General features: G+C 60.7%; 9 protein-coding genes. 5 read left to right on the plus strand and 4 right to left on the minus strand.

What is annotated here, in order from left to right; all coding sequences use genetic code 11:
• Together ACTJKS_RS05245 and ACTJKS_RS05250 are read right to left on the minus strand one after the other, a co-directional pair.
• Nucleotides 1-330 carry a PA4575 family protein gene (locus tag ACTJKS_RS05245; RefSeq protein WP_047296668.1) on the minus strand — a complete coding sequence of 110 codons (330 nt, stop codon included), beginning with the start codon at nt 328-330 and terminating at the stop codon, nt 1-3.
• Nucleotides 331-654: 324 nt separating this feature from the next.
• On the minus strand, nt 655-3,093 hold the full coding sequence (locus ACTJKS_RS05250; RefSeq protein ID WP_086792869.1) for a Lon protease family protein: 2,439 nt from the start codon (nt 3,091-3,093) through the stop codon (nt 655-657).
• A gap of 301 nt (nt 3,094-3,394) precedes the next feature.
• Here ACTJKS_RS05250 and ACTJKS_RS05255 point away from each other — a divergent pair, with 301 nt between their 5' ends.
• The 4 genes from ACTJKS_RS05255 to ACTJKS_RS05270 all read left to right on the plus strand — a co-directional run bounded on the left by ACTJKS_RS05255 (nt 3,395) and on the right by ACTJKS_RS05270 (nt 7,085).
• A complete protein-coding gene (locus tag ACTJKS_RS05255) occupies nt 3,395-3,883 on the plus strand; it encodes a DUF3015 domain-containing protein (protein WP_041065261.1) in 489 nt (162 codons plus the stop codon).
• Nucleotides 3,884-4,154: 271 nt separating this feature from the next.
• The gene (locus tag ACTJKS_RS05260) at nt 4,155-6,008 is read left to right on the plus strand and encodes an Lnb N-terminal periplasmic domain-containing protein (RefSeq protein WP_262948101.1); all 1,854 of its coding nucleotides are present in this window, start codon (nt 4,155-4,157) and stop codon (nt 6,006-6,008) included.
• A 154-nt stretch (nt 6,009-6,162) separates the two neighbouring features.
• Nucleotides 6,163-6,519 (plus strand): hypothetical protein, encoded by a 357-nt coding sequence (locus tag ACTJKS_RS05265; RefSeq protein WP_007963787.1) that lies wholly within the window; start codon nt 6,163-6,165, stop codon nt 6,517-6,519.
• A 71-nt stretch (nt 6,520-6,590) separates the two neighbouring features.
• Nucleotides 6,591-7,085: a GreA/GreB family elongation factor gene (locus ACTJKS_RS05270; RefSeq protein ID WP_262948102.1), complete on the plus strand. Its 495-nt coding sequence runs from the start codon at nt 6,591-6,593 to the stop codon at nt 7,083-7,085.
• Here ACTJKS_RS05270 and gdhA read toward each other — a convergent pair.
• Nucleotides 7,082-8,419, minus strand: coding sequence for an NADP-specific glutamate dehydrogenase (gdhA, locus tag ACTJKS_RS05275; protein WP_262948103.1), 1,338 nt, complete (start codon nt 8,417-8,419; stop codon nt 7,082-7,084). The genes ACTJKS_RS05270 and gdhA overlap by 4 nt on opposite strands.
• A gap of 373 nt (nt 8,420-8,792) precedes the next feature.
• Entirely contained in the window at nt 8,793-10,457 is a 1,665-nt protein-coding gene (ettA, locus tag ACTJKS_RS05280; RefSeq protein ID WP_041065248.1) for an energy-dependent translational throttle protein EttA, read from the minus strand.
• Nucleotides 10,458-10,743: 286 nt separating this feature from the next.
• Between ettA and ACTJKS_RS05285 the strand changes: the two genes are divergently transcribed.
• Entirely contained in the window at nt 10,744-14,592 is a 3,849-nt protein-coding gene (locus ACTJKS_RS05285; protein WP_041065245.1) for a sensor domain-containing protein, read from the plus strand.
• Nucleotides 14,593-14,628 lie beyond the last annotated feature (36 nt).

The raw sequence follows: 14,628 nt of genomic DNA on the forward strand, positions 1-14,628 counted from the left end.
CTAATGGTCGAACACACCGACCGGACGTCCACGGCCACCGTTGATCTGGCGCAGCTGCGCCTGCAGGTGCAGGCTCCAGATCTGCGGATCATTGGCCAGCTCGTAGCCGTGCATCGTCAGGCTTTCCACAATGGTGTCGAGAATCGACTCGGCGGCGACCGGCCCATGAAACGGGCCCTGAGCCTTGATGGCGGAGGGTTGTTCGCCGGCCATGCCGGCAGCGAAGAGCAAGGTCCACATGCCGTTATCGCCGGCCAGGGGTTTGATGGCGCATTCGATACGGGTCACAAGACCCAGGCATTGACGGGTGAGGCAGAGGTTGCGCGACATGGCGGCGACCCTCGGTAAAACCTGTATTCAGCCTTCACGCGAAGGCTGTTTCGATCCAGTGATACTGTCGATGTCCTTGAGCTGAGAATAGAAGAAAAGTCCGCCGCGCAAGCCGGATAGAACCAGAAGGCGCCGAATGGTCATTGTGTGAATTCTGACGCCAGAGTAGTGGCACTTTTCCCGAAGATCAGCGCAAAAATCAATCTGGAAAAACACTGTGGGAGCGAGCCCCCTCGCGAATGCGGAGTGTCAGGCGACTCATTCGTCGTCCGATACACCGCTTTCGCGAGCAGGCTCGCTCCCACAGATGTAATGCATGAAGTCTCAGGCGGGTTTGGCCTCGGCCAACGCCTCCTGCGCCAACTCCTTCTCGGCCTCTTTCAGATCCTCTTCACTGATCATCTCGGCAATCACCCGAAGACGCTCGACCACGCGCGCATTGACGCTGCCTTCAGGGAACTGACCGTCAGCATCCGGCTCACCGGCCGGCTCGCCGACCAACAGGCTCAGCGCCTCATCGGCCTGACGCACCGCGTACACATGGAACTGCCCGGCGCGCACGGCCGCCAGCACCTTCTCGTCGAGCATCAGCGTGGCGACGTTGGCCTGCGGAATGATCGCGCCCTGCTCACCCGTCAGCCCACGTGCTTCGCAGAGACGGAAGAAGCCCTCGATTTTCTCGTTGACCCCGCCGACCGCCTGCACTTCACCGAACTGGTTGATGGAACCAGTGATCGCGAAGCACTGCTTGAGCGGGGTTTTCGACAGCGCCGAAATCAACGTGCAAGCCTCGCCCAGCGACGCACTGTCGCCATCGACGTAACCGTAGGATTGCTCGAGCGCAATGCTCGCGGAAATCGCCAGCGGGAATTCCTGGGCGTAACGGCTGCCCAGGTACCCGGTGAGGATCATCACGCCCTTGGAGTGGATCGGCTGACCCAGGTTGACCTCGCGTTCGATGTCGACGATGCCGCTGCCGCCCGGGTACACCGTGGCGGAAATCCGCGCCGGTACACCGAACGCCGAATCGCCGACTTCCAGCACGGTCAGCCCGTTGCACTTGCCGACCGCAGCGCCGTCGGTGTCGATCAGGATGATCCCGGCGAGCATGTCGTCGAGAATCCGCGCCGATACGCGGCCAGTGCGAGTAGCTTTGGCTTTCAGCGCACGCTCGATGTGCCCGGCGTCGGTCATTTCATCACCGGCCAGATGACGAATGAAGTCCGCCTCGCTGACCAGTTGGAACAGGTCGCCGATACGCGCCGACAAACGCCCCTGATGTTCGGCCAGACGTGCGCTATAAGTCGCCAGACGCGCCACCGCATCGGCGGTCAGCGGCGCCATGCCTTCTTCCGAAGTGCGGGTTTTCAGCAACTGGGCGAACTGCTCCAGGCTTTCGTCGACCATCGGGATGTCTTCGTCGAAGTCGACCAGCACGCGGAACATCTCCTGGAAGTCCGGATCGAGGTCCTGCAGCGTGTAATACAACTGCCGCGCACCGATGATCACCACTTTGACCTGCAACGGAATGTGCTGCGGATTCAGGGTCACGGTGGCGAAACGGCCCATCTCGCCCAGCGGCGATTCCATCTTCAGTTTGCGCGATTGCAGGGCGCGCTTGAGTGCGTCCCACACGAACGGCTCACTGAGCATTTTTTCCGCTTCAAGAATCAGGAAGCCGCCATTGGCGCGATGCAATGCGCCCGGGCGCAACTGGCGATAAGTGGTGTAAAGCGCGCCCTGATCGGTGGTGTATTCAATGCGGCCGAACAGGTTTTCGTAGGTCGGATGCGGTTCGAACACCACCGGCGCACCGCCACTGTGCGGATGACCGACCACCAGGCTCGGCGCGTATTGCTCTTCCAGCAGCTTGCGCGCCACGGCATCGGTCTTGCTGTCGTCGACCAGTTGCTCGACCACGGTTTTCAGCAGATACACCTGCATCGCTTGCAGGTAACCGCAGACCGCGGCGTTCTCCGCGTACTTTTCCGACAGCGGCGACAGCAACGGCTGCAAGGCCAGGGTGATGGTTTCTTCGTTGAGCTGGCGCAACTGATTGTTCGACTCGCGCTTCCACTGCGGCAGGCTCGCAAGCTCTTCATTCAGCCGCTCTTCGAGACCGGAAATATCTTCGTGGAAACGCTCGCGCTCGGCTTCCGGCAATTGCGAAAACTCGGCTTCATCCAGCGCCTTGCCTTCGAGCATCGGGGTGAAGGCGATGTTGCTGCTGTCGCGGTACAGGGCGACGTCTTTTTCCAGGGCCAGACGTTCGATGACGTCCAGTGCCTTGTCGTAGCGCTGGTTGAAGGCGCGGTCGATGGCACTTTTTTTCTGCTGGTAGGACGGGTGTTCGAACACCGCCGGAAACGTCGCCAGCAGGTTGTCGATCAAGCCGTTGATGTCGCCGATGAACGCAGCGGCCGTTCCCGAAGGCAGTTCCAGTGCGCGGGGTTCGCGCGGCTCATCGAAGTTGTTGACGTAGACCCAGTCCGCCGGGGTCTGCAGGCGTTTGCCTTCGGCCTTCAGGTAGCGTTTGACGAATGAGAAGCGACCGGTGCCCGGTTCGCCCATGACAAAGACGTTGTAACCGGGGCGTGGCATGGCCACACCGAACTGCAAGGCTTCGACCGCACGTTCCTGGCCAAGCACACCGCGAAAGGGCTCCAGATCATTGGTGGTAGTGAAGCTGAACTGTTCAGCGGAAAACGGACGGGTCAGCGCTTCGGGCGCTAGACGCAAGCTGGCAGCAACAGGATCAGGCATCGGGCTTCCTTAACAATCAGGCGGGGCAGATAGCGGCATTCTGGCGCTGCCCGTGCCCCACTGGCAAGGCGCGCCATGCGACAAAGCATAGACAAGCGCCGAGCCGCGCGGCCCGCCCCGTGATTCCGGGGATTTCAACGAATAATCAGCAAAAAATCACGGAACCACGGGAACGTGCCTAAACTCCAAACTGCGCGGCTGGAACTAATAACCGGCCCACTGGCTTCAAAAGGGTCTGTCTAGGCAGCACTTGGGGGGCCAGAACCCTGTCCATTGGTATGCACACAAAGAGAACAAAGCTATGAAACGGATTCTTCTCGGTACTCTCTTCACCGTTGTTTCCCTCAATGCCATGGCGCAAGCGCCAGGCGGTCCGGATTGCGGTTGGGGCAACATGCTGTTCGAAGGTCAGCGTGGCACCCCGGCCCACTTCCTCGCATCCACCACCAACGGCACTTCCGGTAACGCTACGTTCGGTATGACTTCCGGCACCAACGGTTGCTCGACCAACGCGTCGCTGACCTACGGCGGTAAATCCTGGTTCGCCATGAATGGCATGATGAACGAGCTGTCCGAAGACATGGCAAAAGGCAACGGCGAAGCGCTGACGACTTACGCTGTGGTACTGGGCGTGGCGCCGGAAGACCGTGCGCATTTCGCCGCTGTCACTCACGAGCACTTCCAGCAAATCTTCAGCAAGGCTGACGTGACCGCCGAAGACGTGCATACCAACACCCTGGCTGTACTGAAATCAGACCCACGTCTGGCCAAGTACGCCACTCAGGCTTAAGCTCGACCCCACCCGCTTCTTTCGGGAAGCGGGTTTTGTTTTTTATGGCCCACCCTTTTTGAGCAATGCAAGTCAGTTGTGACATGCGCTGAACCCTGTGGCGAGGGAGCTTGCTCCCGCTGGAGTGCGCAGCGCTCCCGGTTTTTTATAAGCGGGGCCGCTGCGCGTCCCAGCGGGAGCAAGCTCCCTCGCCACAGGGTTGGTGCGGGTTTGACTGGTCGGCATTTATGCTTGGGGTCTTTGTTTTTCTTTTCGACTTAAGTTGCCACTTATGCTCAAACGCCTTGCCTGGCTGGCGCTCTGTGTCTGCGCCCCGCTGTCCGCCGCGCCTCACATCGACCCTCAACGTTTGCAGCAACTGGCCAACGACCGCTTCTGGATTTCCCTCGGTCATTACGAAACCGCCAAGCTCGGCGGCTGGCGCAGCTATGTCAGCGACAGGAAATTCTTTCTCGCGCCTGATGGCAACGAACACCCCGACCATGAGTTGGCCGCCACCGTGCAAGCGCTGTACGCCCCGGCCAGTCTCGGCGAGCAGCACGCGCAGTGCGTCTATCCGGCCCGCACCCGCTGGCTGAAAGCGCAGCTCAACCTGACCGATCTGCCCGCCCCCGATTGCGCCGAATTCAAGAAATGGTTCAAGGACGTCTCGCCGCACAGCGCGGTGATGATCTTCCCGGCGGCGTACCTCAACAGTCCGTCGTCGATGTTCGGCCACACCCTGCTGCGCATCGATCAGGCCGATGTGCAGGCCGACAAGACTTCGCTGTTGAGTTACGCGATCAACTTCGGCGCCTACATCGAAGGCTCCGACAACAGCATCCTCTACGCCTGGAAAGGCTTGATGGGCGGCTACCCGGGGCTGTTCGCGCTGGTGCCGTATCAGGAAAAACTCTCCGAGTACCGCAGCCTGGAAAACCGCGACCTGTGGGAATACCGGCTGAACCTGACGCAAGCAGAAACCGCACGTATGGTCGAACATGTGTGGGAACTGAAGCAGATCCAGTTCGACTATTTCTTCTTCGACGAAAACTGCTCCTATCGCCTGCTCGAACTGCTGCAGGTGGCGCGTCCAAGCCTGCGCCTGACCGAGCAATTCCCGCTGACCGCCATCCCTACCGACACGGTCAAAGCCGTGAAGGAAGCCGGACTGGTGGAAAGTATCGAATATCGCCCGTCCCGCGAACGTGAGTTGCTCAGCCGTGCCCAGCCGTTGAGCAGTGACGAACAGCAATGGGTGCTGAAAGTCAGCGCCGATCAGCAAGTGTTGCAAGACCCGACCTTCAAGGGTCTGCCCCGGGATCGACAGGCGCTGATCATCGATGCTGCGTATCGCCTGGAACGCTACCGCGCCAACGGTCAGGAACGTGATCCGCAACGCGCACAGCGCAGCTTCGAACTGCTGCGGGCGATCAACAAGAACCCGGCGCCGGAGCTGCAGATCCCCCAACCGGGCCTGCCCGAAGACGGCCACGAATCACGCACCTGGCAGGCCGGCATCGGCACCCGGGGCGACCGTGCGTTCGGCGAGTACGGTTTGCGCATGGCCTATCACGACCTCAACGACAACGCCGAAAGCTTCCCCCTCGGCGCACAGATCGAAATCCTGCAAATGAAGCTGCGCCAGTACGAAGGCAACCAATGGCAATTCCAGCAACTGGATCTGGCGACCATTCGCTCGCTGACCCCGCGCAATGAGTTGCTGCAGCCGCTGTCGTGGCAAGTCACTGGCGGCCTTGAGCGCGTACCGGGCAAACACGATGACGAAAACCTGGTCAGCCACGTCAACGGCGGCGGTGGCGGCACCTGGCAACTGGGCGAAGACACGCTCGGTTTTGCCCTTGGCACGGTGCGCATCGAACACAACAATGACTTCGCCGAATTCGTCTCCCCGGCCGGCGGTTTCAATACCGGTGTGCTATGGAAAAACCCGCTGGGCAATCTCAGCCTGGAAGCCAAGGGCGATTACTTCTTCAATGGTGAAGTGCGCCGTAGCCTGAGCCTGAACCAGCAGTGGGAATTGTCGCGCAACCTCGGTTTGCGCCTGAGTGCGCAGCGTGAGTTCAGTCATGTGGCGACGCCGGAAAACGAAGTGATGCTCGAAGTGAAGTGGTATCACTATTAAAAGATCGCAGCCTGCGGCAGCTCCTACAGTGGGAATGCATTTTTCCTGTAGGAGCTGCCGCAGGCTGCGATCTTTTGATCTTCCTTTCACACCCCATCAACGAATCCCCTTCTAGACTTTCCCTATCAGCTGAGAATCGGCGCAGGAGAGTGCAATGTGGCGGTGTGCGGGACTGTTGGGTGTTTTGCTGTTGCTCGGGGGTTGCCAGACCACCCATGAAGACTTGATCGCCAAAGGTTATCCACCGGCCTTCGCCGACGGTTTCGATGACGGTTGCGTCAGTGGCCGGCAAGCCGCCGGCTCGATCAGTGGCGAGTTTCGCAAGAACGTGCCGCGCTACCTCAAAGACAAGCAATACGCCGAAGGCTGGACCGACGGCTTTCGCCAGTGTCAGGCGATGCTCGAGAACAAGGATCGCGAAGAGTATCGCAACGAACACTGGGACGAGCGCGAGCGCGCCTGGCAACAACAGAAGGATCAGGACGCCGGACGGGCCTATCGCTCGCAATAGGTCGTTTCCAGACATCCAGTGAAACCAAATGCCGGCGACCATGGCCCAAACTCTATGCAGAGGAGGACAGCATGAGCCGCGCTTTCGTCAACGAAGACAATGCCGCCGCGCAAGCCGATCAGCCCGTCGAACGGCAGGTCAGCGCGCAGCCCAATTACGTCACACCGCAGGGGCTGGCACAGCTGCAGGCCAAAGTCGCCGAGCTGCAAGCCCTGCACGCCGAACAATCGGCCAAGGGCGAACAAGCCGACAAGCAGCGCCTGGCCGATCTCGAAAGGGATTTGCGCTACTTCAACCAACGCCTCACCAGCGCGCAGGTCGTTGCCCCCGCGACCTCTACCGAAAAAGTGCAGATTGGCAGTTGGGTGACCTTTGCCGACGAGCACGACACCGAAAGTCGGGTGCAACTGGTCGGCGAAGATCAGGCCGACGCCAGTCAGGGCCTGATCAACTGGGGCTCGCCGCTGGGCCGGGCGCTGCTCGGCGCCCGGCTCAATGACGAGGTGCTGTGGCAGCGCCCCGCTGGCGATCAGGTGATTGAAGTGATTCGCATCGAACCGGCTTAAACCACGCCCTGGGCCAACATCGCATCGGCGACTTTGACGAAGCCGGCGATGTTCGCGCCTTTGACGTAGTTGATCCGCCCGTTCTCTTCGCCGTAATGCACGCAAGCGTGGTGGATCGACTGCATGATCGCGTGCAACTTGCTGTCCACCTCGCCAGCGGTCCACAGCAGGCGCATGGCGTTCTGCGACATCTCCAGCCCGCTGACCGCGACCCCGCCGGCGTTCGACGCCTTGCCCGGGGCGAACAGAATGCCGGCCTCGATAAAGATATCCACAGCCTCCAGCGTGGTCGGCATGTTTGCGCCCTCGGCGACGCACACGCAGCCGTTGCGCAGCAGTGTGCGCGCGGCGTTGGCGTCGAGTTCGTTCTGCGTGGCGCACGGCAACGCGATGTCGCACGGCAGCGACCACGGCAACTGCCCGGCGCGGAACTCCAGACCGAACGCCGTGGCCAATTCGCTGATGCGTCCGCGTTTGACGTTTTTCAGTTCCAGCAGCGCCAGCCACTGTTCTTCGCTCAGGCCCGATTCGCAGTACAACGTGCCTTCGGAGTCGGACAGGGAAATCACCTTGCCGCCCAGGTTCATGACCTTGCGCGCCGCGTACTGGGCGACATTGCCGGAACCGGAGATCGCCACGCGTTTGCCTTCGACGGCCTGTCCGCGGCGCTTGAGCATTTCTTCGGCGAAGTACACGCAACCGAAACCGGTGGCTTCCGGGCGAATCAGGCTGCCGCCGTAGGTCATGCCTTTGCCGGTCAACACGCTGGTGAACTGGTTGCTCAGGCGTTTGTACTGGCCGAACAGAAAGCCGATCTCCCGCGCCCCGACACCGATGTCGCCAGCCGGCACATCGACGTCCGCGCCGATGTGGCGGTACAGCTCGCTCATGAACGCCTGACAAAAACGCATCACTTCGGCGTCGCTTTTGCCTTTCGGATCGAAGTCCGAACCGCCCTTGCCGCCGCCCATGGGCAATGAGGTCAGGGAGTTCTTGAAGGTCTGTTCGAAGGCGAGAAACTTCAGCACGCCCAGGTTCACCGAAGGATGGAAGCGCAAGCCGCCCTTGTACGGGCCGATGGCGCTGTTCATCTGGATGCGGAAACCGCGATTGACCTGGACCTTGCCCTGATCGTCGACCCACGACACGCGAAACACAATCGCCCGCTCCGGCTCGCAGATACGCTCCAGAATCCCTGAGGTCAGGTAATGCGGATTGGCTTCGAGAAACGGCCACAGACTGCGCAGGACTTCTTCGACGGCCTGGTGGAATTCGGGTTGATCCGGGTCGCGTTTTTTCAGTCGGGCGAGGAAGGATTCGACGGATTCGATCATGGGAAAAGTCTCGGCAAATTTATTGTCGTTGGAAGCGATTGAGCCGGACTGTAACAAACGATTTGCGCACAGGAACAGCGCAAAATGTCGCAGTTATGAAATTAAATGGTGCACAGGATATAAATCAGAGGGCTTTTTGGACTGATATTGCACCTGAATGGGGAGTTCAAATTGAAGTGATGCACCAGCAGTTACACCGCTATCGCTGGCAAGCCAGCTCCCACAGTTTTCGTGGCGCTCACACAATCCAGGTACAACAAAAATCCTGTGGGAGCTGGCTTGCCAGCGATGAACGCAACCCGGTATTGCTGAAGAAACCCAGGCAAAAAAAACGGAGCCCGAAGGCTCCGCTTTTTCATCCAACCAACCCGAATCAGGCCAGTTTCTTGTGGCGTACCCGGTGTGGCTGGGCCGCCGCTTCGCCAAGACGCTTTTTGCGGTCGGCTTCGTACTCGGTGTAGTTGCCTTCGAAGAACACCGCTTGCGAGTCGTCTTCGTACGCCAGGATGTGGGTCGCGACGCGGTCCAGGAACCAGCGATCGTGAGAGATCACAATGGCGGCGCCCGGGAAGTCCAGCAAGGCTTCTTCCAGGGAACGCAGGGTTTCAACGTCGAGGTCGTTGGACGGTTCGTCGAGCAGCAGGACGTTGCCGCCCTCCTTCAAGGTCAGCGCCAGGTGCAGACGACCGCGCTCACCACCGGACAGGTCCTTGACGAACTTCTGCTGGTCGCCGCCCTTGAAGTTGAAGCGACCGACGTAGGTGCGCGACGGGATCTCGTAGTTGCCGATGCGGATCTGGTCGGAACCGTCGGAGATCTGCTGGAACACGGTCTTGCTGCCGTCGAGGTCTTCACGGCTCTGGTCAACGCAGGCCAGTTGCACGGTTTCGCCGATTTCGATGCTGCCCGAATCCGGCGTTTCCTTGCCCATCAGCATGCGGAACAGGGTCGATTTACCGGCACCGTTACCACCGATCACGCCCACAATGGCGCCCTTCGGCATGGAGAACGACAGGTTGTCGATCAGGACGCGATCGCCGTAGCCCTTGGTGACGTTCTTGAATTCGATGACCTTGTCGCCCAGACGCGGACCGGCCGGGATGTAGATCTCGTTGGTTTCCGAACGCTTCTGGAATTCCTGCGATTGCATTTCTTCGAAGCGTTGCAGACGTGCCTTGGATTTCGACTGGCGGGCCTTGGCGCCTTTGCGCACCCACTCCAGTTCTTCCTTCATGGCTTTTTCGTGAGCCGACTGTTGCTTGGATTCCTGGGCCAGACGATCGGACTTGGCTTCCAGCCAACCCGAATAGTTGCCCTCGTAAGGAATGCCCGCGCCGCGGTCGAGTTCGAGAATCCAGCCAGCAACGTTATCCAGGAAGTAACGGTCGTGCGTGATCGCGACCACGGTGCCCGGGAAGTCGTGCAGGAAGTGCTCCAGCCACGCCACGGAGTCAGCGTCCAGGTGGTTGGTCGGTTCGTCGAGCAGCAGCATGTCCGGGGCGGACAGCAGCAGACGACACAGGGCCACACGACGCTTTTCACCACCGGACAGGTGTTCGACCTTGGCATCCCACGCCGGCAGACGCAGCGCATCGGCGGCGACTTCCAGTTGACGCTCCAGGTTGTGACCATCGCTGGCCTGCAGGATTGCTTCGAGCTTGGCCTGCTCGGCAGCCAGCTTGTCGAAGTCGGCATCCGGGTCAGCGTAAGCGGCGTAGACCTCGTCCAGACGCGCTTGCGCGTCCTTGATCACGCTGACGGCTTCCTCGACCACTTCACGCACGGTCTTGGTCGGATCAAGTTGTGGTTCTTGCGGCAGATAACCGATGTTCAGGTCCGGCATCGGACGGGCTTCGCCCTCGAACTCGGTGTCGACGCCGGCCATGATTTTCAGCAGCGTGGACTTACCCGAACCGTTGAGGCCGAGTACGCCGATCTTGGCGCCGGGGAAGAACGACAGCGAAATGTTTTTCAGGATTTCCCGCTTCGGCGGAACAACTTTGCCCAGCCGATGCATGGTGAAGACGTATTGAGCCATGGAGAACCTTGGGTCAGTGACAGATGAATGATTGGAGCGCAGGCGATGCCCGGCCAGACCGATGCGCGTCGTTCACTTGATGGTCATCAATGCGTGCGCGCTGAAAAAGTCTGAGTCTAGGAGCTGGAACGCTCCCGCGTAACCGGCAAAGCTACCTGAATGACGGAAGGCAGTCCAGCCGAGTGGGGCTGGCACTTCGCCACAACTCAAGGCATGCTAGCCGCCCTTCGGGCGTCCGGCTTATAGTGCACGTCGCGCCAGTCCAGCCAAACCGCAGGATTTCAGCTTGTCCAACGTTACCCCGCCAGCTTCTGTGAGCGCGTCCAACCCGGGGACCGGCTCGCCCCTGCGCGGAACATTGAAGGGTGCCTTGGCGACGCTGGTACTTTTGCTGCTGGCATTGCTGTTCTGGCAGTTGCTCGACCAATTGCGCGAGACCCAGAAAAACCAGCGCCAGTACACCATCGACTACACCGCCGACCTCGCCTCACAGGTCAGCCTGAACATGTCGCTGAATGCGCAAATCGCCCTCAACCTGCTACCGATCGTCGAACAACCGCAGTCGTCCGACGAACAGCAGGCGCTGCTGCGCAAGCTCCAGCAATCGCTGCCGGACGTACGCAGCCTGGCCCTGCTCAGCCCGTCCGGGAAAATCCTCAACGACAGCGCCAGCGACAGCCACGACGCCGATTACCTCGCTGAACTGGTGCGCCGCAGCCGCGCCCAGGCGCATTACTTCAGCAACGCCGACGACGGCTCGGTGGTGCATCTGTTATTGCATCAAGCCAGCGGCAGCACGCGCGGTTACTGGGTGTTGCGCCTGACCCCGACCTTCTTCGACTCGCTGACCCAGCAGGGCGAAACCGGCATCCGCCCGTTGTGGCTGGTGGAAAACCGCCTCAACCACCAGATCATCAGCCGCGACGAAGCGCTGTCTTCAGCCAGGCCCGGCGTGCTGAGCCCCGACGACCTGGCCAACACTGTTTTAACCGTGCCGCTGAGCAGCAGCGACTGGCAGTTGCGCGGGCTGTTCGACCGTCAGCGGGTGCTCGAAGAACTGTTGCCAGCGTTTATCGGCAAATGCCTGCTGGGTCTGGCGTTCTCGATGCTGCCAGTGATCGCGCTGCTGAACATGCGTCGCCGCCAGCGCCAGTTGCATGAAGGCCGCCGGCGTTATCAGGACATCTTTGAAGGCACTGGCGTTGCGTTGTGTGTGCTCGATCTGTCCGGCCTCAAGCAGGTGTTCGACAAAGCACAGATCCAGACCAGCGACCAGCTCAAAGCCTGGCTCGACCAACCGGTCCAGCGCCAGCAACTGCTGCAAGAACTGCGCGTTACCGAGGTCAATCAGGTCGCGCTGCAGCTGCTCAATGTCAATTCCTGCGAGCACGCCTGGCAACTGCTGATCGACGGCCAGCCGCACAGCCAGTGCGCCATCGGCAACCAGGTGCTCGACGCCGTTCTGCAGCAACAGAATCAACTGGAACTGGAAATCAGACTGCCGGATATCAATGGCCGCGATCAGCACCTGTGGATGGTTCTGCGCCTGCCTGAAGAGCTGCACGACTATAAAGCGGTGATTCTGAGCATCAACGACATCACCAGCCGCAAGCTGATCGAACTGTCGCTGCTGGAGCGCGAAGGTTTCTGGTCGGACGTGGTGCGCACGGTGCCGGATCATCTGTATGTGCAGGACGTGATCAGCCAGCGGATGATCTTCAGCAACCATCACCTCGGCCAGACCCTCGGTTACAACCGCTCCGAGCTGCACCAGATGGGCGAGTACTTCTGGGAAATCCTCCTGCACCCGGAAGACGCCGACTATTACCACCGCTCACGGCAGATGCAGCGGCACGCCGGTTACAGTCAGTTGCTGCAATGTCAGCTGCGCTTCCGCCATCGTGACGGCAAGTGGCGGCGCTTCGACATTCGTGAGCAAGCGCTGGCCCGCGACAAACACGATCAGGTTACGCGGATCATCGGCGTGGCCAAGGACATCACCGAGCAGATCGAGGCCAGTGAATCGCTGCGTGACAGCGAACAGCGCTACCGCATGCTCGCCGAAAGCATCAGCGACGTGATTTTCTCCACCGACAGCAAGCTGTCGTTGAACTACGTCAGCCCGTCGGTGCAGGCGGTGCTGGGTTACGACGCCGAGTGGATTTTCCAGAACGGCTGGCAATCGACCATCGCCAACCCGCAACAGCTGAGCGGCATCTATTCCCTGATGGACCGGGTCAGCAAAGCGCTCGACAAGCCTGAGCAACTCGCACAGCTGCGAAGCCAGGTGCAGACGCAGATGTTCCTGTTCGACTGCCTGCGCGCCGACGGTCGCAAGATTCCGATCGAGCTGCGCCTGGTGCTGGTGTGGGACGAACACGGCGCGTTCGAAGGCGTGCTAGGCGTCGGCCGCGACATCAGCCAGCAGCGCCGCGCCGAAAAAGACCTGCGTATGGCGGCCACGGTATTCGAGCACTCGACTTCGGCGATCCTGATCACCGACCCCGCCGGTTACATCGTGCAGGCCAACGAAGCCTTCAGCCGGGTCAGCGGTTATGCCGTCTCGGAAGTGCTCGATCAGTTGCCGAACATGCTCACCGTCGACGAACAACAGGACGCACACCTGCGTTACGTGCTCAAGCAACTGCATCAGCACAGCACCTGGGAAGGCGAAGTCTGGCTCAAGCGTCGTAACGGCGAGCATTACCCGGCGTGGGTCGGCATCACCGCGGTACTCGACGATGAAGGCGACCTCGCCAGTTACGTGTGTTTCTTCAGCGACATCAGCGAGCGCAAGGCCAGCGAACAACGCATTCATCGCCTCGCCTACTACGACGCCCTGACCCACCTGCCGAACCGCACGCTGTTCCAGGATCGCCTGCACACCGCGCTGCAATCGGCCGAACGGCAGAAGTCGTGGGTGGTGCTGATGTTCCTCGACCTCGACCGCTTCAAGCCGATCAACGACTCCCTCGGCCACGCCGCCGGCGACCGCATGTTGAAAGACATGGCCACGCGCCTGCTGGCCTGCGTCGACGAAGACGACACCGTGGCGCGCATGGGCGGCGACGAGTTCACCCTGCTCCTGCAACACCGCTCCAGCCGCGAAATGGCGCTGAACCGGGCGATTCATGTGGCCGAGCAGATCCTTGCCAGCCTGGTGAAACCGTTCGTGCTGGAAGGCCGCGAGTTCTTCGTCACCGCCAGTATCGGCATCGCTTTGAGTCCGCAGGACGGCAACGAACTCAGCCAGTTGATGAAGAACGCCGATACCGCGATGTACCACGCCAAGGAGCGTGGCAAGAACAACTTCCAGTTCTATCAGGCCGACATGAACGCCAGTGCGCTGGAGCGTCTTGAGCTGGAAAGCGATCTGCGCCATGCGCTGGAACAGAACGAATTCGTCCTGTATTACCAGCCGCAGTTCAGCGGCGACGGCAAACGCCTGACCGGTGCCGAAGCGCTGCTGCGCTGGCGCCATCCGCGTCGCGGGCTGGTGCCGCCGGGGGATTTCATTCCGGTGCTGGAAGAGCTCGGTCTGGTGGTCGACGTTGGCGACTGGGTCATCAGCGAAGCCTGCCGCCAGCTCAAGACCTGGCACCAGAACCGGGTTCGCGTGCCGAAGGTGTCGGTGAACATCTCGGCGCGGCAGTTCTCCGATGGCCAGCTCGGTACACGCATCGCCACCATCCTGCGGGAAACCGGGCTGCCACCGGCGTGCCTGGAACTGGAGCTGACCGAAAGTATCCTGATGCGCGAAGTCAGCGAGGCCATGCAGATTCTCGCCGGGCTGAAAAACCTTGGTCTGAGTATCGCGGTCGACGATTTCGGCACCGGTTATTCATCGCTGAACTACCTCAAGCAGTTCCCGATCGACGTGCTGAAGATCGACCGTACCTTCGTCGACGGCCTGCCGTCCGGCGAGCAGGACGCGCAGATCGCCCGCGCGATCATCGCCATGGCCCACAGCCTCAATCTGGCGGTGATCGCCGAGGGCGTGGAAACCCATGAGCAACTGGACTTCCTGCGCGAGCACGGCTGCGATGAAGTGCAGGGCTATCTGTTCGGCCGGCCGATGCCGGCGAGCCGGTTTGAAGCGCAGTTCAGCAATGATGCGCTGTTCATGTTCGACTGAACATCGGCGGCGCGCCTTTCGCGAGCAGGCTCGCTC

Origin of the sequence: Pseudomonas sp. 22189, assembly GCF_052045635.1 — a bacterium.
GTDB lineage: Bacteria > Pseudomonadota > Gammaproteobacteria > Pseudomonadales > Pseudomonadaceae > Aquipseudomonas > Aquipseudomonas parakoreensis.

Coding starts and splice junctions, on each gene's coding strand:
- ettA (WP_041065248.1), bottom strand. CDS start 10,457: ATGGCTCAATACGTCTTCACCATGCATCGGCTGGGCAAAGTTGTTCCG.
- gdhA (WP_262948103.1), bottom strand. CDS start 8,419: ATGATCGAATCCGTCGAATCCTTCCTCGCCCGACTGAAAAAACGCGAC.
- ACTJKS_RS05255 (WP_041065261.1), top strand. CDS start 3,395: ATGAAACGGATTCTTCTCGGTACTCTCTTCACCGTTGTTTCCCTCAAT.
- ACTJKS_RS05270 (WP_262948102.1), top strand. CDS start 6,591: ATGAGCCGCGCTTTCGTCAACGAAGACAATGCCGCCGCGCAAGCCGAT.
- ACTJKS_RS05260 (WP_262948101.1), top strand. CDS start 4,155: ATGCTCAAACGCCTTGCCTGGCTGGCGCTCTGTGTCTGCGCCCCGCTG.
- ACTJKS_RS05245 (WP_047296668.1), bottom strand. CDS start 330: ATGTCGCGCAACCTCTGCCTCACCCGTCAATGCCTGGGTCTTGTGACC.
- ACTJKS_RS05250 (WP_086792869.1), bottom strand. CDS start 3,093: ATGCCTGATCCTGTTGCTGCCAGCTTGCGTCTAGCGCCCGAAGCGCTG.
- ACTJKS_RS05265 (WP_007963787.1), top strand. CDS start 6,163: ATGTGGCGGTGTGCGGGACTGTTGGGTGTTTTGCTGTTGCTCGGGGGT.